At 69.7% G+C, this 18,998-nt stretch carries 12 protein-coding genes; 2 read left to right on the top strand and 10 right to left on the bottom strand.

Features of this window, described 5'->3' with window-relative positions; translation table 11 throughout:
• Positions 1–670: 670 nt before the first annotated feature.
• Together ABH937_RS19300 and ABH937_RS19295 are read left to right on the top strand one after the other, a co-directional pair.
• On the top strand, positions 671–1,228 hold the full coding sequence (locus ABH937_RS19300) for a hypothetical protein (protein WP_280691442.1): 558 nt from the start codon (positions 671–673) through the stop codon (positions 1,226–1,228).
• Between the two features lie 845 nt (positions 1,229–2,073).
• Positions 2,074–3,360 carry a phenylacetate--CoA ligase family protein gene (locus tag ABH937_RS19295; RefSeq protein ID WP_370218935.1) on the top strand — a complete coding sequence of 429 codons (1,287 nt, stop codon included), beginning with the start codon at positions 2,074–2,076 and terminating at the stop codon, positions 3,358–3,360.
• Positions 3,361–3,482: 122 nt separating this feature from the next.
• Here ABH937_RS19295 and ABH937_RS19290 read toward each other — a convergent pair whose 3' ends face one another.
• The 10 genes from ABH937_RS19290 to ABH937_RS19245 form a co-directional block, all read right to left on the bottom strand.
• Positions 3,483–4,013 carry a hypothetical protein gene (locus tag ABH937_RS19290; protein WP_280691444.1) on the bottom strand — a complete coding sequence of 177 codons (531 nt, stop codon included), beginning with the start codon at positions 4,011–4,013 and terminating at the stop codon, positions 3,483–3,485.
• Positions 4,014–4,447: 434 nt separating this feature from the next.
• A complete protein-coding gene (locus ABH937_RS19285; protein WP_370218934.1) occupies positions 4,448–7,039 on the bottom strand; it encodes an acyl-CoA reductase in 2,592 nt (863 codons plus the stop codon).
• Positions 7,036–8,220, bottom strand: a complete 1,185-nt coding sequence (locus tag ABH937_RS19280; protein WP_280691446.1) for an acyl-protein synthase — start codon at positions 8,218–8,220, stop codon at positions 7,036–7,038. Before ABH937_RS19280 ends, ABH937_RS19285 begins: the two co-directional genes overlap by 4 nt.
• A complete protein-coding gene (locus tag ABH937_RS19275) occupies positions 8,217–9,374 on the bottom strand; it encodes a GNAT family N-acetyltransferase (protein ID WP_280691447.1) in 1,158 nt (385 codons plus the stop codon). The genes ABH937_RS19280 and ABH937_RS19275 overlap by 4 nt, the downstream gene beginning before the upstream one ends.
• Before the next feature lie 195 nt (positions 9,375–9,569).
• Positions 9,570–12,770: a non-ribosomal peptide synthetase gene (locus tag ABH937_RS19270; RefSeq protein ID WP_370218933.1), complete on the bottom strand. Its 3,201-nt coding sequence runs from the start codon at positions 12,768–12,770 to the stop codon at positions 9,570–9,572.
• Positions 12,771–13,014: 244 nt separating this feature from the next.
• Positions 13,015–13,707: a formyltransferase family protein gene (locus tag ABH937_RS19265; RefSeq protein ID WP_370218932.1), complete on the bottom strand. Its 693-nt coding sequence runs from the start codon at positions 13,705–13,707 to the stop codon at positions 13,015–13,017.
• Between the two features lie 226 nt (positions 13,708–13,933).
• A complete protein-coding gene (locus ABH937_RS19260; RefSeq protein WP_280691450.1) occupies positions 13,934–14,980 on the bottom strand; it encodes an NAD(P)-dependent oxidoreductase in 1,047 nt (348 codons plus the stop codon).
• Positions 14,977–16,941, bottom strand: a complete 1,965-nt coding sequence (locus ABH937_RS19255; RefSeq protein WP_280691451.1) for a fatty acid CoA ligase family protein — start codon at positions 16,939–16,941, stop codon at positions 14,977–14,979. Before ABH937_RS19255 ends, ABH937_RS19260 begins: the two co-directional genes overlap by 4 nt.
• Positions 16,938–17,882: a hypothetical protein gene (locus ABH937_RS19250; protein WP_280691452.1), complete on the bottom strand. Its 945-nt coding sequence runs from the start codon at positions 17,880–17,882 to the stop codon at positions 16,938–16,940. The genes ABH937_RS19255 and ABH937_RS19250 overlap by 4 nt, the downstream gene beginning before the upstream one ends.
• A 3-nt stretch (positions 17,883–17,885) precedes the next feature.
• Entirely contained in the window at positions 17,886–18,947 is a 1,062-nt protein-coding gene (locus tag ABH937_RS19245; RefSeq protein WP_280691453.1) for a 3-oxoacyl-ACP synthase III family protein, read from the bottom strand.
• Positions 18,948–18,998 lie beyond the last annotated feature (51 nt).

The following is an 18,998-nucleotide window of genomic DNA, read 5'->3' as shown; positions in this document are numbered from 1 at the left end:
AGGACCGGGCCAGCAGCTCGCCGCCCCGGCGACGGTCGGGCTCAGCCATAGATGCGGCAGCAGGTGGCCGCTGCCACAATTGCCTGCTTCGAGAGTTGAGCTCACGCCCTCCAACTGAGGCCTGATATTTGGTGACTGAGGGCCAGGCGGTGAAGCCTGGCTCCGCAGCGCGGGACACCTCGGCTCTTCCGGGCGGCAACCGTCCCCCGCTTTCTCTGAGCATCACCGAGTGGCAGATCCGGAGACAGCTGCCTGGCGGAACCCGCCTTGCTGTCAAGGCTCCGCAGGAGAAGCAGGCGCGCGCCCAGGTACGCCGGTCGACCAGCGGCATCGGGGCTGGACGCACGAGGAGGGGCTCGACCGGCCCTCGCAGCCGCGCTGAGCTGGGACGGATGAGTCGAGAAACGTAACGACCCATGGGCCAAAATACGTCATCGTGAGCAGCATTGACCTAGACTCGGTGGCCGAACCAGCAGCTCGGGCAGCCAGTGAAGCGCATAAAAACAATTTGGTAACTACTCATCATACGTCACCTCCGTTATGAATTTTTACGCACCAAGTCAGCAATGCCGCGTGATTGCACCTATCGAGAGGGCCAGGAATGCCTGATGGGCACGCCGGATTGGGGGCGTGATAAGCACTCCTGATCCGGACCCTTGTGGAGCTGAGCATGGAACGAGGTCATTCGCCCGCAACCCGGCTGGCGTTCGCCCTGGAGCGCCTGGACGCCACAGCAGCTCTGCTTGACACCCTCGACGAACAGATCCACCGCGCTGAGGCCGAACTCAGGCAGCCCTCGCCTCAAACCGCAGCCGCCCCCACAGCCCTGCAGCGCCTCAACGACCTTAACGAATGGCACATCCTACGCCGACGCCTGTCCAATACCTACGCCAAACAGGCGTACGAAGCGCTGGTGAGCTGCCTGGATGCAGGCCAAGGGCCGCACGCGTCGGCCGTACGAGGAGGCGGCCCGATGGGCTTCTGGTTTCAGCCGCCGTCACTTGGCACCGGGCTCCGCGAGGACGAAGTGCGCATCGAGGCGGCCCGACAGCGCGTGCTCGAGGCGCTCCAAGCAGCGCAGGCCCCCGCTGCTTCATCACCTGCCTGCCCCTCATCATCCGACAGCCAGGACGCGGCACAGGAGCTGGCATGGCAGCTGCCCGACCGTCTCCGCCGGTACGCGGAGACCATTCGGGCCGTCTTGACGGGCCTCCAGAAGGCACCGTAGCGGCGACGGGGCGTGCGGGGAGACGTCCGTGGGCACAAGGCAGGGACGCAGGTCCGAGCGTGGGACACCCAGCCCGCCTTCGATCCGGTCGCCCTCGGCAGCGGCCCGCCCATGCTGCTTGAACGAAACCGGGCGAGCGTGAGGCACCCACGGCCCGGGATCGGGCGGACCCTCTGGTCCGGTGCACTTCCTCCACGACCCGGCTCGGCCGTGTCACCCTGACGCCGGGTCCGTTTTGCCCGGGCCGACGCTCTGAACAGCCCCTCTACCCGGCCCCGAGCACCTCTGTGAGTGCGTTGACGGGATGGCGGTGTGGTGCGCCACGCCGTCTCAGCGTGCGTGGTAAACGCGCACAATACACACGCGCTCGTCACACGGATACACGGGATGCGACGCGATCAGGCGCGGACGGATCGCATCTCCCAGGCGGGCGCGTCCGGACCCGTGCCAGCCAAGCATGTCAGTGTCGGGCCCGGCAGGGCACCCAGGCGGGTCGAGGCGGTGTGCGACAAGTCAAGCGCCTGGCGGACCGGGGCTGGCCGTGGAGCAACCTCAGCATCGGCGCACTCCGCCTCGCAGGCGCCCACGGCATCGCTCCCGCCCTGCGACACGACACCAGAGACCCGCAGCGACCACTCGCCATACGCGGGCTCAGGTGCTCGCAGACCGGACATCCCGCAACTTGCCGAGCCCTGGGAGCCATGCGCCACCAGCTCTTACGACGAAAGACTGTGGGCATGCACCCACCAAAGCCTACGCCACAGCGGACCGTAAGCGAGTAGACACCACCGCAGCAGATTACAGATATTGATGGCTGCCCATATCCGACAAGGAAGTTGAAGCATGTGAATAAGCCTCAGGTGGCTGACTTAGTCCAGTTCGCCCGCGATCACTCACCGTTCTACCAAGCACTGTATGCCGACATTCCAGTGGGCATCGACGACCTCGCTGCCCTGCCCCTGATCGACCACGCGACGTTCTGGGCCGCCCACGGGCCGCAGCACAGCCAGGTCCTGACGGCACCGCATACCGACGGGATCGTGTTCAAGACCGGCGGGACCACCGGGGCACCACGAGTGTCGCTCTACACCCGAACGGAGTGGCGCCAGATGAGCCGCCGGTTCGCCAAAGGGCTACCCGCCACCGGACTGCGCGCCGGCGACCGTGTGGCAAACCTCTTCTACGCGGGAGAGCTCTACTCCAGCTTCGTATTCACTCTGAACCTCCTCCAGGAGGCGTCACTGCCCACCGTCCAGTTGCCGATCGGCGGTGCCGCCCCTGTGCAGGCCACGGTTGCCGCCCTGCGGGACTTCGATGCCACCGTGCTCGCCGCGCCCCCCACCTCCCTGCACCGCCTGGCCCGGCATGTCACACAGACCGTCGGCACACTGCCGAGGATCCGTCTGCTGCTCTTCAGTGGCGAGGCCTTCTACGACGACCAGCTCACCCTGCTGGCCCAGGCCTTTCCCGGAGCCGTTGTCCGCTCGATCGGGTACGCGAGCGTGGACGCCGGCATCTTGGCCGGCCCTGTGGCCCGGGAGAACGACACCCGAGTCCACCAGGTCTTCGGCCCTGACAAGGTAGTGGAGCTGCTGGACACCGAGACCGGCGAGCCGATCGAGGAGCCGGGCCGGAGCGGGCGGGTGGTGGCCACCGACCTGGTGCGGCGCCTGATGCCGATCATCCGCTACCCCGTCGGCGACCTGGCCCAGTGGGTGGACTACCCCCGGCGCCGACTGCGACTGCTGGGACGCGCTGAAGAGGGAGCACGGGTGGGCCCGGTCACGCTGTACCTGGATGACTTGCGCACCCTGGTGAAAGAGAGCGACGTGCAAGGGCGCGTCAGCGAGGTGCAGGTGGTCCTGCGCCACCGCGAGGCCCGCGACGAACTCGTGCTGCGCCTGGCCCACACGGCCAAAATGGTAGAGCTGGCCGTGGCAGCGCAGCAGGCGCGCCGCGCTATCGAGAACGCCCTCGCCAGGCGTCTCGCCGTGGAGAGGCCGATGTTCACCGATCACGTGGAGCGCGGCGTCATCCACCCGTTGGCGGTGGAGTGGGTGAGCCTCGAGGAGTTGGCGGTCAATGCACGCACCGGCAAACTCGTCCGGCTCGTAGACGAGCGCGGGCACTGACGCCGCGTCACGCAACGATGGCCGCGTGCGCGGTGAGTGACACAGCATACGGACCCGTAGGCCATAGCAGCTGGCCGACGCCCACGGCCCGGGCGTCGGCCAGCTTCAGGACACTGCAGGCCTCATTCCGCTACACGATTCTCGCTCCGACCGCCCACCCATGCGCGCCGGTAGTGCTTGACATGCTGGTGGGCGACCTTGACCACCTCATGCCAGAACGGGACCGCGGTCAGATAGGTACCCAGCGCCGCCAGAACGCCGAAGGCCGCATCCACGCTCTTGCGCCCCTCCTTGGCCCAATAGACGTCTTCGAGGTCGAGCAGCAGAGCGAACTCGTCCACGATCAGCGCCGCACCGGCTCCGTAGGCCCCGGCCACCAGTGGATGACGAATCGCTCGTTCGTCGCCGCGCACCGCCACCAGCCCGACCCCGGACAGGACGCCGATACCGAAGTTGTAGTGGTGCAGATGCTTGGTCCCGACCGAGACGTTGCCCCAGGGCAGCCACCCCCCGCGAATGCCGTGCGTGATCACCCGCGTGATGGCGAACGTCGTGCCGAAAGCGCTCCAGGTCACCAGTAGCGACTGCTTGGTGGGCGACAAGTGCTTCTCTGCCGCCAGCCGCCATCGACGGACCAGCTCGAATATGTCCACAATTTCCACTTCATACTGAACCAGTTGGTCTCGCGAAGCAGTCATCGGTTACCTACCAGCCGCCTCGGCCCGGTTGGGCCTTGTCCTACGGTCGCCGCAGAGTTCGCGTCGCCCGTCCTGCCCACTGCTGTTGCGCATCACATCCGCGACCCGAGCAGGTTTGCTGTCCTGTGGCCGGTCCGCTGTGGCCTCGTGCTCCGGGCAGCCCCTCGGATCTGGGCTCTGGCCGCTGTGCCCTGGACTCGACTGAGAAGCTCCTTCCACGTCAGAGCCCGGCCATGAGACCATAGGAGGAGCGTGCGAGGCGTCGGGGAGAACACGCAGGGGCCTGCGGATCACGGCGAACGCCTCGTAGCCGCGGGTCAGGCGGCGGCGAGTCATGAGCCAGCGGGGTGCGTTCGACGACCGAGCGTCGGGGGCTGGCCAGTGAACGCTCAGCGGTTGCGTTCGCGCCGGTCCAGGACCTCGCGCAGCTTGCCGCTGCCCGCCGTGCGCTCGAAGGCCGCGGCCGGCACTAGCTCGACGCGCAGCTCCACCAGCTGGTCCCGCTCGACTGCCGCCGCGAGCTCGGCGTAGCCGTCCAGGAACGCGCGGGCTGCCGCGTCGGCGGTGAACTCCGAACCGTCCACGACCTCCAGACGTACCATCAGTGACTCGTTGGCGGCCCCGTCCTCTTCCAGCACGAGCTGCAACGCCCCCCGGTGGCCCAGTGCCTCCTCGGCCACCGTCGTGAAGCGGCGGTAGTTGAGGAAGTGGCTGCCGCTGCGGAAGATGTCGCCGAACCGTCCCAGCAGCTCGAAGCGCGGGGTGCGGCGCCCGCACGCGCAGTCTCCTGGCAACCAGCGGCCCAGGTCGCCGATCTCGTAGCGGTCCAGCCGCTGGCCGCGTCGGGTGTGTGCGGTGAAGACCAGCCGGCCCGCCTCGCCGGCCGCGGCCGGCCGGTCCTCGTCCAGGTCGAGGATCTCCAGCGTCTGCAGCCCGCTGAACAGGTGGTGCGCCCGGGTCGGGGCGTGTACGCACTGGTAGCCGAGCGGCCCCGCGTCCACGCTGCCGTAGGCCGCCGAGCGGATCAGTTCGACCCCGAACTCCGCGCGCAGCCAGTCCTGTTGAGCCTTGGGGAAGTGCTCGCCGCCGAAGAAGACCTTGCGCACGCCCCGGTAGGCGCGAAGCTCCACCGCGCCCTCGGTGAAGACCCGCAGCAGATAGTTCGGCATGCCGAAGAGGGTGTCTACCCGGTGCTCGACGATCGAGCGGGCGACCAACGCGTGGTCGTCCTGGGCCGCCATCGGGAACTGCACGGCCTGCAGGGTCTCCAGGACCGAGTAGAAGCTGAGGAACCCGCCGTAGAGCAACCCGCCGAAGAACAGGTTCATCGCCCGGTCGGTGCGCGGCTCGAAGCCCGCCGCCAGCAGGCCCTCGGCGCCCGAGCGCATGTGCTCGTGGTAGTCGTCCCAGGCGAAGGCGGAGAGCTTGGGCGCGCCGGAGCTGCCGCCGCTGCGGAAGAACACCTCGGCCCGGCTCAGGTCACCCTGCAGCTGCTCGAACTCGGTCTTGGCGGTCACTGCGACCTGCGGCGGGGTCAGCTCGCGGGCGCCGACCAGGTCGTCCAGGCAGGCGTCGGTGGTGAACCGCTCGTCCAACTGGACGTCCACCCGGCGGCTGTAGCGCTGCAGCGCGTAGACGCCGTCGTGCGGCTCGCCGTTGTAGGAGCTCAGCATCTGGCCGGGGACGGTGACCCGCTGGGCGCCGGCCGCAAGCACCTGGCCGGCCAGCACGGCGGTGTCGGCCCGTTCGGCGCCGATGCCCACGGTCTGCAGGTAGCGGCGCATCGGGCGCAGCACCTGAAGGATCCGGGTGCGGGGCAGCGGCTTGACCCAGACCGTGCGGTGCAGTGGGGAGGCCCGCATGGCGCTGCGCAGGTCGGCCAGCACGTGCCAGCTGCCGTCGGGGGCGGCGTGCACCCGGGTCAGGCCGAGGTGCTCCTCCAGGCCGGCCACCAGCACGGTGTTGCTGATCTCCGCGCTCTGAAGCAACTCGGGCGCGCGCGGAGCGAATTCGGTGACCGCCTCGGCCAGCACGGCGGCGAACCGCTCGGCGAAGGCGACGACCTGCTCGGGGTCCTCGGTGTCCAGGTAGACCAGCTGCGGGCTGGAGCAGGCCTGCTGGTCTAGGCGGCAGATGTCGGCGGCGATGCCGCGCAGCGCGGTCGGCTCGGCCCAGGCGTCCGCGGTCAGGTAGGCGAAGGAGAGCTTGGGGCCCCAGTCGACCAGCCGGCAGCCGGCCGGCACCAGCGCGGCCACCCCGGCCAGCGCCTCCTCGCCGCCCCAGGCGGCGACCGCGTCGGCGGGGGCCAGCAGCTTGGCCAGCCACTGGGTGCGCGCGGATGAGAAGGCCAGCACGATCGTCCGGGCGGCGATCGCCCCGCTCGGATCGAGGTCGGCCAGCTCGGCCAGCAGCAGCTGGGTGAAGCGCGAGCCGCCGCTGGTCTTGGCCGCGTTGATGTTGCCCGCGAGCAGGCCCTCGATCACGCTGAGCGCACCGGCGGCGGGCGCGTTGCCCGGCGCGACGTGCACCAGCAGGCCGATGGGCAACCAGCCCTCGAAGATCTCCCGGCGGAAGTCGAAGCGGGCCAGGCGGCCCGGGTCGATCCCACCGAGCTCGCGCAGCAGCTTGGCCTCCAGGGCCTCGCGCTCCAGCGCCTGGGCGAGGTCGCGCAGGGTCCGCTCGATCTCGTCGGCGGATATCTGACTGTCCGCCAGCTCCTGCTTGAGCGCCTCGGACTGCCGGCTGTTCGGGTCACGCAGCGCGGCGGCCAGCAGGTCGCAGGCGGCCAGCACGGTGAGTGGGCTGAGCCGGGGCTCGGCGAGGACGGCGCGGACCCGCTCCTCGATCACGTCCAGCCGGCGCCCGGCCTCGGCGTCGTCGACGAACTCGCCCTGCCAGTAGTGGATGGGCGCTTCGGTGGGCAGCGAGGCTGGTGCGGCGCTCCTCATAGAGGTCGGTGCCGCAGTCGTCGCGGAGGTCATGACGGGGTCCCCTTGAGCAGTTCGGCTGCGGCGATGGCGCAGCTGCGGTTACGGCTGAGTCCGGCCCGCCCGTGCACGGCGAACCAGGGCGTGGGCAGGCCACAGCCGCACTCCTCGGGTGCGTGCTGCGAGACCAGGTCGCCCATCAGCACGGACTGGGCGGGCACGGAGGTGATGTAGGGCGAGACGAACTGGGCGTAGCCGCGCTCGCCGAGGCCCAGCGGCTGGAGCGTGCGCACGTCGCGCACCAGCAGCCGCGACCAGGTCGGCACGTGCAGGCGGTGGTTGGCGCACTCCATGTAGAGCACCGAGTGCTCGACGGCGCCGTAGCCGTCCCGGATCCGCTCGTCCGGGATGCCCAGCTGCTCGTGGATCCGCCGGTACAGCTCGGGCTTGGCAACTTGCCTGTCGGCGTGGCCCTTCCAGCCTCCGCCGAAGACCACCAGTGACCTGGGGTTCAACTCGATCGGCGGCAGGCCCAGTTCGCGCATCCGGTCCAGGGTGAAGGAGAGGAAGGCGGGGAACCCGAGGATCCGTACCGGGGCTCCCTCTTCGGCGTAGCGCAGCAAGGCGCGCACGCAGCCGAACGGGTCGAACTCGTGTCCGCCGCCGGTGTGCTTGAGCGCGTACTCCACCGAGCGGACCGGCGCGAAGTGGCACAGGTACTCGTCGGTGAACGAGGTGCCGAGGTTGAGGCCGGGGCGGGGTTGGTAATTGGAGAGCAGGTAGTTGACCGGCTCCTGGTCGTCCAGCCAGCCGTAGGAGTCGAAGACCCGGGCGACCATCCGCTGACCGCTACGCAGCGTCCACTCGTCGAAGAACATCTGCGACTTCTGGCCGGTGGTGCCAGAGGAGGTCACGTGCAGCTTGACGTCCTGCTCGGCGATCGAGACCACCTCGTGCGCTTTGAAGAAGTTGGCGTGCACGAAGGGCAGTCGGGCCAGGTCCTCGACGCCTTCGAGCGGCTCCTTGGCCGCCTGGCTCGCGGCCCACAGCTTGGCGAAGAACGGCGAACGGGCCGCGTGCCAGGCGTTGGACTCGTTCATCGCCAGGGCGAAGAGCCGGTCGTGCTCGGCACAGACGGCGTAGGGCTCGGCCAGATCGCAGAGCCGCTGAACGTTCGGCAGTGCCTCGGGGTCCGGCACCTGCACCGGGTCGAGGTATCGGCTGTACAGGTTCAATGGAACACCTCCTGTGTGTTGAGGTAGTGCTGCTTCCACAGCTCGATGTACTGCTCGGTGAAGGGCTGGAAGGCCGCGTCGATGGACAGGCCGCGGAAGTCCAGGGGCTGCAGGCTGCGGGCCATCACCACGTAGTCGCGCCATCCCTCGCCCTGGCGCCGCATCGCGGGGTAGGCGGCGGCAGGCAGGAAGCCGCGGGCCAGCAGCAGCCGCAGGTCCTGGTAGCGGTCCAGCGGCAACAGCGCTTCCAGGTGTGAGGCGCCGTGTGCCGCCAGCGTGGTGATGACTGACTCGAAGTCCTCTGCCAGATCGGTCAGTTGTGGCTCGGTTGCGGCGATCAGTGCGCAGTAGCCGTCCGAGCGGTTGAGCTGGGCGTAGACCTCGAGGGTGCCGTCGACAGCGCTGAGCAGGACATTTGGGGTGTGGAACGGGTAGAAGCGCTGGCAGGGGTCGGGGATGGTCTCGGTGAAGCGGCGCAGGGCGAAGTGGGGGGCATCCACGAGTTCCATGTCGCGTGGCCGTCGGTGTGTGCGGTCGGTGGGCGACGGCGGCGGGGGCTCTGTGACCGGGGGAAGCTTCTGCTCTGGCAGGCCTACCGAGTTGTGCAGCGCGTTGACCAGTGGTTCCAGTTCGGCGGGTATGGCGGGAACGGGCAGGCGGCGCTCCAGTACGCCGGGGCGGTGCTTGGCGAGTAGCACCATGGTCTCGTGCCGCTCGGCCTTGTGCAGGTTGGGGAAGATGCCAAGGGCGCGGAACCCGGCGCTCAGGCAGATCCGCTGGGGTGCGGTGGAGGTGGTGCGCGCGGTGCCGTAGATGGAGTCCGCGGCGCCTTCCTTGCCGAGTAGTAACTCGCTGAGCTGGTGCACCGCTTGGCGGGCCAGGCCGGTGCCACGGGCGTCGGGGTGGATGGCCAGTCCTTGGAGTTTGCCCAGTCGCTGGTGGCGGTCGACAGTTCCGATGATGGATCCCACGATCCGCGCGCTGCCCGGCTCGCGTGCGGTCAGCCAGGTCGTCTCGGCGCAGGAGATCTCCCGGGCCATCACTGCGGGATCTGTGCCGAGCGGCAGGGCGTAGCTGCCTCCGTAGACCTGGCGGTAGAGCGTCAGCAGCTCGTTGATGTCTTCGGGTCGGGCCGAGGTGAAGTGTGGGGTCAAGGTGTCTCCACGGTGCTGGGATTGTGTCCAAGGCGCAGGTGAGCGTGTGCCGTCCTCGGCGCAGGGGGCGCTGCCGTGGGTGGGGCGGTGGTGCGGCTGGACGGGAAGCGGACCCTGCCGGCGGGGAAAGCTCCTGGCGGTCAGTGACGGTCCGGGGTTGTTCGGGTGGTCTCGCCAGGTGGGCTCTGCCGAGGGTCATTCGTGTAGCTCGCCCTCCTGGCGGGCGAGCTGCACTTCGGCGCTGACCTTTTTGAGGGTCAGATCGGGGAGAATCTCCGGGAGTCGGGAGGTGAAGTGCTGCTCCTGGCGGGGCTGCAGAAGGCGTGTGCCGATAGCGGAGAGCATCTCGAGCACCGCGAGGGAGTCGCCTCCCAGCTCCTGGAAGTGGCTGTGCGGGTACAGCGTGCGGTGATCGATGTCCAGGATCTGGGCCCAGATCCGTGCCACCTCGTCGATGACCGGCGGGCTTTGTGGCGCCGGGCCGTTCGGGTTCTGAGGGCTCGGCTCGTCCTCAAGCGGGTGCGACGGTGCGGGAAGCACGAAGGGGTCGGGCAGAGCGTGCAGGTCGGTCTTGCCTGCGATGGTGTTCGGCAGGTCGTCGACGGGTAGGACAGCCGTGGGTACCAGGTAGGGCGGCAGGTGCCGTGCGAGGTGGGCGCGTAGGGTGGCACCCAGGTCGCCGCTCGGGTTGCCGGCGGTGGGCACGACGTAGGCGCACAGGGCGGGAGCGCCGGTGCGCGGATGGGAGCGTACGGTCACGGCCGCGCGCAGCACGCCGGGGTGACGTTCGAGGGCGGTGACGACTTCGGCCGGTTCGATCCGGTGGCCCGCTATCTTGACCTGATCGTCGATGCGTCCGACGAATTCCAGTTCGCCGCTGGGCAGTCGGCGGGCGAGGTCGCCGGTGCGGTAGCTGCGTCGGCCGGCGGCGTCCTGGGGGAAGTGCTCGGTGTCGAGGTCGGGGCGGTGGAGGTAGCCGCGGGCCAGTTGCGGCCCGGATATCCAGAGTTCTCCCATCGCTCCCGGGCGTTCGGCGACCGGTCGGCCCTGGCGGTCCATCAGCTCGATCCGGACGTGGGGACTGGGGCGTCCGATCGGGATGGCGGCGCCGCGCTCGCTGCCGTCCACGACGTGGGCCATGCACCCGACGGTGGCCTCGGTGGGGCCGTAACCGTTGATGATCCGGCAGTGGGGGCCGAAGCGATGGCGGGCCCGCTGGGCGGCGGTGCGGGTGAACTGTTCGCCGCCGACCAGGAGGGCGCGCAGGTGCCTCGGTTCCAGGTCGAGGCGCTCGATGAGCTCCAGGTGGGTGGGGGTGATGGCGAGGGTGTCGGCCCGGTGGCGGTGCAGCAGGTCGTGCAGGGCGGCGCGGGTGGGTTCGCCGGGCATGAGCAGGCTTGTGGCGCCGGCGAGCATCGGGACGAACAGTGCGATGCAGGAGATGTCGAAGGAGAGGGAGGACAGGGACGCGAAGCGGGTGTCCTTCGTGGCCCGGCACAGCTCGGCGGCCCAGCTGAGGAAGGAGGCCAGCGAGTGGTGCTCGATCTGGACGCCCTTGGGGGTGCCTGTTGAGCCGGAGGTGTGGATGACGTAGGCCAGGTGCGCCGGGTCGGGGTCGGGCAGTTCGAGTTCGGTCTGGGCGTGCGGGGTGTCCTCCACCGCCAGCAGCGGGCACGGGGTGCCGGGGGTGAGCGGTGCGATCAGCTGGCGCTGGGTCAGGCACAGGCGTGCGCCGCTGTCGTGCAGGATTTGGTGGATCCGGGCGGTGGGGTGGCGCGGGTCCAGCGGGACGTAGGCGGCTCCGGCTTTCAGGATGCCCCACAGCGCCGCGATCCCGTCGGGGGTGCGCTCGACGACCAGGCCTACGAGGTCCTGGGGCTGGACGCCGGTGCGTAGCAGCTTACGGGCGACGGCGTCCGATCGGCGGTTCAATTCGGTGTAGGTGACGACGCCCTCTGGCCCATCGAGGGCTGACGCGTGGGGGGTGCGGGCCGCCTGCTCGCGCAGCAGGCGGACCACGGTGGTGTGCCGGGGGGGTGGGCCTTTCGCGGTGATCGGGACCGGTGGCTGGCAGAGGGTCGCGGCGGTGGCCGGCGGGGCCATGTCGGGGGTCGGTGGGCGGGAGCAGGCGCTCGCTGCTGGGAAGGCGGCGAGGAGTGCGTCGAGCAGGCGCTCGGCTCTGCCGGCCAGCGGGGCCCTTCCTTGGATCCCGACCGTCAGCTCGGTGCCGGTGGGGGTCTCCACGATCACGCAGGACACCGGGACCAGAGGTGCGTGGACGGGCAGGGCGTAGACCGAGGTGGCTCGGAAGCCGGCGCCGGTGTAGCGAGCGGGGTCGATGCGGCCCAGGTGGGAGACAACGGCTGACGCCAAGTGGCGCTCGCGGCGCTCGGCTGCGGCCCGGGCCCCCGCCAGCAGCAGGGCAGATGCCGGCAGCGGGAGCTTGGCGAGGGGGGTTTCGAAGCCCTCGGCCAGCTCCTGCTTCCCGGCCAAGGCGCGCAGCAACTGCCCTTGTGTGTCCTGCCAGTGCGCTCCGCGGGCCAGATCCAGGAAGACCGGCAGGCTGAGGTTGGCGGTGGAGGACAGCTCGCGGCGGTGGCGCCTGAGGTCGACCGGGACCATCACCCTGGCCGAAGGGGCCCCTGTGGCGTCGGCGACGGCCCTGGCCAGGCGGGCGGTGGAGGCGAGGTGATGGCCCGTCAGGGTGTGTCGGCGCCACAGGGCGGCGCGTGGTGCGCCCCGGCGGGCGGTGTCCGGGCCCGCGGCCAGCGGGGAGGGCTGGTCGAGCAGCAGGGTGGGGCGCTGGCCGGTCCGTCCGAGTTCGGCGAGCAGGGTGTGGTCGGTGTGCGTGCCGTGGGCCGGGCTCGGCGGCTGCCCACGCAGGGCCTGGAAGACCGCCCCCGTCCAGGTCAGGGCGCCGTGTCCGTCCATCACCGCGTGCAGTGCCCTGAAGGCGAGCGTGCAGCGCTCTCCCGGGCCCGGCAGCAGGACGACTTCGCAGCTGGGGCCCGTGCGGGGGTCGAGGCCGTCCTGCAGTACCGCTGCGTGTGCGTGCAGGATGTCGGTGCTCGAGGCCGTCGGCATGATCCGCACCCGCGGGGGGCGCCCGCTGTCGTACCAGGTGCGGCCGTCGGTCACCAGGCGCGTGCCGGGGCAGGCGTCGGCCGCAGCGGCCACCGCCTCGCACAGAAGGCGGGGGTCGGGGATGCCCTCGCCTTCGACCAGCAGCTGCAGCACGAGCGGGGGGCCGAGCCGGCCTGCGGCCAGATAGAGCCGTTCGGTGGGCGCGACCGGGCGCTGGAAGTAGACGCTGCGCGGCCCGTGGGCCTGGGCGCCTCGATGGGGGCCGGCGGGTCCCTCGCCTACCTGACTGTCGTCGTTTTGACGTTCGGTCACCTGGATCCTTCCTTAACGAGTGGGGTGGCAGGGGCCCGGCTTCGTGCCGCGCTGCTGGACGGGCCGGTCAGTGTCTTCGCCCGGTGCCACGGCCCGCGGGCCGGACCTGGGGGCTCTTCGAGCCGAGGGACGGATCGGCGTGAGCAGGCAGGCCAGCCTCTACGGGTGGCCGGCGCGCCACCCGCAGGCACGCAATCGTCGTCGAGGATCGCTTCGGCGTCCGGGGTGTTCAGCGCACGGACGCCTACGGGATCCGGGCCAGGGCCGCCAGCACCTCTGGGAGGTACGGCGCCAGCGGACCCAGGTCGGTGGCTCGGGCGAAGGCCGGATGGCCGCGGTAGCGGTCAAGTTCGCGCAAGGCGTGCAGGCCGTAGTAGCCCGGTTGGCGGCCGGCCGACGTGTCGGGGGCATCAGCTATGTCCCGCCCGGCCACGATCGCCGACAGGCTCGCCTCGAACAGGTGGTGGCACTGCTGCACCCCCCGCAGCACGACGTCGTGGTAACGGGCGTCGGGGGGCAGGGGGAAACGCTCCTCGGCCAGTACCCGGCCGGTGTCGATCCCACGGTCGACCTCGTGGAGGGTGGCTCCGTACTCGGGGTGGCCGTGGAGCAGCGCGAAGATGACGGCCACCGAGGGCAGTCCCCGGTGCTGCGGGAGCAGACCGTTGTGGATGTTGTAGATCCGCAGGCCCGAGTCCACGAGCGCCGGCCCAAAGATCGTCCGGTTGTTGATGGACCACACGATGCCGTCCGTGCACCGCTCAACGATCCAGTGGGCCTGGGCATTGATGTCGGGGACGTGCTGGCAAGCACCAGCAGCGGCTTCGCGGCCCGCGTCCTTGGGGTCGTCCGAGCAGACCATGTCGATACAGTGACCGTTGGTGAGGGCGAACTCCACGGCCCGACGCAGCAGGGCACCTCTTCCCACGAAGATCATGCCGGACCTGCGGGCCACGGGCGGACGGCGGCGTTGCTGTGTGCGCGGACCGAGGTGTCAGTCGCCGGTGCCCGTCCTCGCGGCCTGCCCAGAATGGGTCTTTGGCTCGGAGCCGCGAAGCTTCGGAGGGTTGGACGTGAGCCGTTGTCAGAGGATGTCAACTGCAGGTGCCTTCCGTTCTCCTCGTGCCAGGCCTTCGGGGTGCCGTTTGCGTCCCGGGGGTGCCTCAACCCGGCTGCCGATAGGTGAGCGCCTCGACCCCACCGATCGAGTCGACCCATTCCACGAGCCGGCGCAGGCCGCTCTCCTGGTCCGTTTCGGGGGTGTAGCCGAAGGCTTCGCGGGCCGCGGTGGTGTCGTAGGTGCTGGAGCGGGTGAGCAGGGCCACCGAGTAGCGGCTCAGGGGTGGAGCAGTGGTGGCGGCCAGCTTCGGTAGCCGCCACAGCATGTCCGCCGACCTGGCCAGTGCGTCTGTGACCTGCGGGTGGATGCGCCTGGTGGGCGGGGTGGCGTGGAACAGTGCGGCCAGGCGGGCCAGGAACGCCCACAGGTCGGTGCGCTCGCGGTCCGCCACGAAGAAGGCCCGGCCGCCGACGTTCGCTGCGGGTGCCTGGGCGGCGCGCAGGCAGGCGGATACGGCATTGTCACTGTGGCACAGCGACACGAGTACCTGCTTGCCGCCGGATAAATCGGGCAGCCGCCCGGCCCTCATGGCCGCCACCATCCGGGGCACGAATCCCCTGTAGTCGCGCGGTCCCCAGATCCCCCGGGGCCGCAGCGCACAGGTGGTGAAGGCGAATTCGTCGGCAGCCAGAACCCGCTGTTCGGCGGCGGCCTTGGTCTCGGAGTAGAAGTTGAGCCAACGGTCGGGGTAAGGAGTGCCCTCGTCGATGTCGAGCTGGTCGCCGCCCTTGACTCCCATCAGGGCGCTGGGACTGCTGACGAACACCAGGCGGCTCACCCGCGAGCGTCGGCAGGCGTCCAGTAGCCGCTCGGTACCGCTGACATTGGCCTCCCAGAACTGGGCGCGGGTGCCGATGTCGGAGACCCGGGCCGCGCTGTGGTGCACCACGTCGATGTCCCGGGTCGCCCGCAGCAGGGATTGGCTGTCGCCAAGGTCCCCGTAGACCAGGGACAGGCCAGCGACGGCGCGCAGTCCGGTGATGTCGCTGCCGACCCGTACCAGGGCCCGTACCTGGTGCCCCTCGCGGATGGCGCGGTCCACGAGGTGACCGCCGAGGAACCCGGTGGCGCCGGTCACCAGGATCCTCATGCCACACCGTCCTTGGCGGTCGGTGACAGGGACCGCCACCAGGTGGCGCCATACAACATGGTGAGCGCGATCGTGGCCCCGGGCCGGCGGCCAGCCGCGCGCCCTCGTGGCAGGGCCACCGGTATTTGGGCCGCGTGCACCACCACACTCAGGAACGCATCGATCCACCACAGCACGGACAGCGGTATGGAGTCGACGGGGTGGACCGCGCCGAGCAGCAGGTAGGCCCAGCCTGCCAGCGGGATCGTCCGCAGCGCCCAGCGCCGACCCTGCGGCTGCAGCTGGCGCTGTGCCCAGCGGGCAAGCTCCTCCCGCCCGATCTTGGCGTTGTGGCGCACATCGACCGGGAAGGCGCGGTGGCGCAGGAACTCCCCCAGGCCCTGAGTGACCGGGTTGGCCGCGGCCAGCGCGTGCAGTTCGTCCCGCACGCGCCGCCACTGGCGCCGGCCGACCCCCGGCTGGGTCTCCACGCACACCACCGGTCGCTGACGGTCGGCCTCGCCGACGCCGACCAACGCGCTGCGCCGCACCAGGGGATGGGCGTTGAACACTCCCTCACAGCGCACCGTGTGCAGGTCACCTGCGCCGGTGCGCACCCGCTGGCTCTTGCGCCCGCAGAACCACAGCCGACCCATGGCGTCCAGGTAGCCCAAGTCCCCCGTGCGGTGCCATATCTTGGCCGGACCGCGGGGGCTGTCGTCGTGGATCTTGTGCAGGCGGTCCGCTGCGGGCGCGGCATGGTAGCGGCGGCTCACCGCCGGCCCTGCGACCGTGATCTCGCCGACCTGCCAGGCCGAGTGTGCTTGCACCTCCGCCATGGACGCCACCGGCAGATCGGTGACTGGGATGATCCGTACCTCGATACCCGCAAGAGGTCGGCCCACACAGGTGCCGTCTCCCAGCGCGCTCAGGTCCGCCGACTCATGGAGGATCTGCGCCGACTGCACGGAGGAGATCGGCAGCGCCTCGGTGGCACCGTAGGTCACGTGGACCGTGGCGCTGCTGTCCAACACGGCACTCAGCTTCGCCACCAGCTCGGCCGGTACGGGGGCGCCCCCAGACACTACGCAACGCAGTGCCGGCAGTTCGGCGTTGTGGCACTCCAGGTGCTCGGCCAGGACGCGCAGCAAGGCCGGTGAGGCGAACATGGTGGACACATCGAAGCGGGTCAGCGCCGCCACCAGCAGGCCGGGGTCCGCGTGCGCCACCTTGGCCGGTGCTACCGGCGCCAGGACCAGGGTGGATCCAAAAAGCAGATCCAGAATCCCGTACAGGGGCAGTGTCACCAGCGAGACCTCCTCGCGGTGACGCCCGTGGGCGGCCTGGATCTGACGGGCCATCGCGGTGGCCATCGCGTGGGTGTACTCCACGCCCTTGGCGGGTCCGGTACTGCCGGTAGTGAAGCCGATCATCATCAGGTCGCTGCCGCGTATGGTGCGCGGCTGGTGCTCCTCGGCGGTACGCCGGCGAAGTCCCTCAAGGGTGTGGCCGCCCCAGAACCAGCGCCGGCCCAGCGTCACCGTGATCCGGATCGAGGCGAAGGTCCGCCATCCCAGGACCCGCACGGCGTGGGCGATCGGCGGGCCGATGAAAGCCTCCGCGCCCACCGTTCGGTAGCAGTGCAGCATGCGCCGCACCCCCATCCCCGGGTCCACCACAACCGGCACCGCGCCAAGGCGGAACAGAGCGAAGGCGAGCGCGAACAGCTCGGGACCGGGGGCGGCCATCAGCACGGTCCGCATGCCCTTGGTGATGCCGATCGCGGCCAGCTCGTTCGCCAACTGCTCAACCTGGGCCTGGAGTTCCTGGTAGGAGAGCTCCCGGTAGCGGACCTCGCCGCCGGCGATGCGGCCATCGGGTGAAATGATCGCGACCTTGCTCGGGAAGGCATCGGCATTATGCGCCAATTGGTCGGCCAGCGAGTCCTGCGATTCGAGACGGTAGTGCGCCAGCGATGTCACAGTGCGGTGTCTCCCGTTTCCAGCGGGGGCCGGTAGCTGGCGCATGCCGCGCTCAGCCCCGCCCCGGCGGTGACGAGCAGCAACTGCTCGGTGCCGGCGGGCAGGCCCGCCGCGGTAGCCTGCAGGTAGCCCAGGACCGGGCCCGCGGTATGCGCCTCGCCGGTGCCCTCCATCGAAGGACCAGGCGGGGCGGATGCAAGCACCTGGGCCGCGTCCAGATTCAGACAGGACGCCAACCGAGCGCCGAAGTCCGGCGCCGGGCGGCCGCAGAGGACCAGCGTCCGAGCCAGATCCAGGCCCTCGGCGCGGGCGTAGTCCGCGACAACCGAGGCGGTGAACTCGAGCAAGCGCTCCTCCCGGTCCGCATCCCGCACCACAGTGACCACCGCACGGCCGCCGGCCCCCATGGTCGCGGTCTCCAAATGGCCCGCAACCGCGGGATCCCCCTGCCGGCTCCACGTGCGCACCCGTCCGAATCCGCGGTCTGGTTGCGTGCCGCGTTCCAACAGCAGCGCGCCACCCAGATCCGCGTACGGGTACAACGGGTCATCGCCGGCACAACCGCCGGGGTGAACGTCCGCGGCCGTCACCAGAACCCGGTCGCAACTCGCGGTCTCCAGCAACGCCTGCGCCACCTGGACGGCGTTCAGCACACCACAGGCGCCGTTCATCAGATCGAAGGAGAACGCGGCAGGGCCGGGATTCGCAAGGTAGTCCAGGTTGATCCCCACCTCCTTCTGGATCAGCGCGGCCATGGCCGGCTCGAAGGTATTGGCCTCGCGATAGACGCCCACGTTGATCAGCGCGCCGACGGACTGCGGCGCCAGCCGTGCCGTGGCAAGGCAGTCGCGCGCAGCCAGCGCAGCCAGCCCTACCGCAGTGCACCCGCTCTGCCCAGCGGGAGGCAACACACCCGAGGCCGCCGTGATGACAGTGGTCACAGGTCACACCCCCAGGGTGGAGATCGTCGCGGACAGAGCACCGGTCACCACGCCCGAGGCGGCAGGAACCAGCAGGAACTTGGCGCCCTGGCGAGCGCTGCCCGCCTTCAAATGCTGCTGAAGCGTCAGGAAATGCGCGGTCGAGGCAGTGTTGCCAGTCCACGCAACGACATTCAGGGAGGGCGGCATCGCCACGCCGAACTCCTCCTCCCCGGTAGCGTTGACGAACTCCACGAATCGGGTACCGACTTGATGCTGAATGATGTAGTCGAAGCCCTCATCCGCGAACGTACGTCCCTGCTTGGCCAGCAGGTCCCCGTGAAAGCTCGGCCACAGCCGCAGGCGGTCCCTCGTATGCATCTGCTTGTTGTCCGTATAGAGAGCGATGCCCTGGGTGCGGTCACTGGGCATCCCCATGCACAGATGCGCGTACTCCGCACACGTCATCAGGTCCACGTAGTGAATCCGATCGGCCTCGTCCACCGACTCGTCCAGGATCACCGCCGCCGCCGAGTCGCCCACCGACAGCGAGGCAAACTGCGGGTCATAGGAATCGGTCAGCTCCACCGCGGCGGTCTCGGAAATCTTCGTGGCCTGCTCGCCACTGACCACCAGACCATTACGCACCACACCCGCGCGAATCATCCGGTCCAGCAGGTAGACGCCGGTCATCATCCCGGCACAGGCGTTGGACACGTCGAAGTGGATCGCAGCATCGGCACCCAGCTCCTGCGACAGCATCCGGGCGAAGGAGGGCTCGAACGTGAACCGGCCGCCGTCCTTGAAACGGGTGATCGAGGCAGAGATGACCACATCCAACTCGGCTGCGGCATAACGAGAGTTGGCCAGGCACTCACGCGCCGCCTTCAGCGCCAGGCCATAGGAGTCCTCCCCCGCCTGCGGCGAAGGGTCGTAGACCCTTCGCTCGGCCACACCGGTGATCCGCTCCAGATCGACATCCGGGGTGCCGCTCACCCTCGCAAGGAGGTCCGCGGTCGACAACACCGTCGGTGGCAGATATGCCCCCAGCGCCTCGAACCGGCTACTACGCGTACTCGTCGTCATCGTCCCTCTCCATCTACGGTCTACCGGTCCAAATGCGCACCCCATGTCAAC

It is taken from the genome of Kitasatospora sp. GAS1066B, assembly GCF_041262605.1.
Classification (GTDB): domain Bacteria; phylum Actinomycetota; class Actinomycetes; order Streptomycetales; family Streptomycetaceae; genus Kitasatospora.
Note: the sequence above shows the minus strand (reverse complement) of the source record. Positions and strands in the feature narration are given on the sequence as shown.

Bases quoted from the DNA above. Each gene is read 5' to 3' on its own strand.
- ABH937_RS19245 (WP_280691453.1), bottom strand. From the start codon at position 18,947: ATGACGACGAGTACGCGTAGTAGCCGGTTCGAGGCGCTGGGGGCATAT.
- ABH937_RS19260 (WP_280691450.1), bottom strand. From the start codon at position 14,980: ATGAGGATCCTGGTGACCGGCGCCACCGGGTTCCTCGGCGGTCACCTC.
- ABH937_RS19300 (WP_280691442.1), top strand. From the start codon at position 671: ATGGAACGAGGTCATTCGCCCGCAACCCGGCTGGCGTTCGCCCTGGAG.
- ABH937_RS19265 (WP_370218932.1), bottom strand. From the start codon at position 13,707: ATGATCTTCGTGGGAAGAGGTGCCCTGCTGCGTCGGGCCGTGGAGTTC.
- ABH937_RS19285 (WP_370218934.1), bottom strand. From the start codon at position 7,039: ATGACCTCCGCGACGACTGCGGCACCGACCTCTATGAGGAGCGCCGCA.